The organism is Campylobacter sp. MG1 (assembly GCF_026616895.1).
Lineage (GTDB): Bacteria > Campylobacterota > Campylobacteria > Campylobacterales > Campylobacteraceae > Campylobacter_E.
Genome location: NZ_JANYME010000031.1, coordinates 1 through 776 on the forward strand (window position 1 = coordinate 1; position 776 = coordinate 776).

The 776-nt window shown below is 22.7% G+C and carries 1 protein-coding gene; it reads left to right on the forward strand.

Features of this window, described 5'->3' with window-relative positions:
- Positions 1–770, forward strand: a 770-nt coding sequence (locus tag NY022_RS09545) for an autotransporter outer membrane beta-barrel domain-containing protein (protein WP_267525646.1), incomplete at its 5' end; no start/stop codon positions are given.
- Between the last annotated feature and the right edge of the window lie 6 nt (positions 771–776).

Sequence of the window (776 nt, forward strand, 5' to 3'; positions counted from 1 at the left end):
TAAGAAACAATGAAACTAATAAAGGTTTTTGGATAAATACTGATTATAATTATTTAGAAACTAATACAAATAACTTAAAAGCTAATAGAGTTTATATAGGAGTAGATAATAAATTAGACTTTAATAATTTTAATTTAGTATATGGTATAAAAGCATCTAAGTCTAAACTAAAGTCAAATAAAACACTAAGCACTAATATTGATGTAAATAGCATTGGTATTTATGCTGGAATGAATTTTAATCAAGGAACATTTATTGATTATGATTTAAATTTCTTAGCATTAAAAAGTAATTATAAAAGTGATATAGCCTTAATTGATACTACAAGATATGATAATATATGGCAAGCAAAGATTAAATTAGGACAAAGGATTGGAAGTAATTATTACTTAGAGCCTAATATTAAATTAATTGCAACTTATTATCCTAGTATAAATATTAATAACCAAGCATTAGATATATCAACTAAAAAAGATATACAATACACAACAAAGGTAGGTATTAAAGCTGGTGCTAATATAAATGATAAACTAAGTTTAAAAACTGAAGCATCTTATATTAAAGATTTAAACAATAGTCCTATTAATAGTGTAAGCGATGGAATTGATTATAATTTTGAAAGAATAAAAGATAGTGGCTTAGAAATTAAATTTAGAATTGATTATAAACCTAGTCCTAATACAAGCATAGGTTTAGACTTAACTAAGAGTATTACAAAACACTTTAATAATAACTACAATGTAAATTTAGGGTTTGCTTATAATTTTTAATCTAAT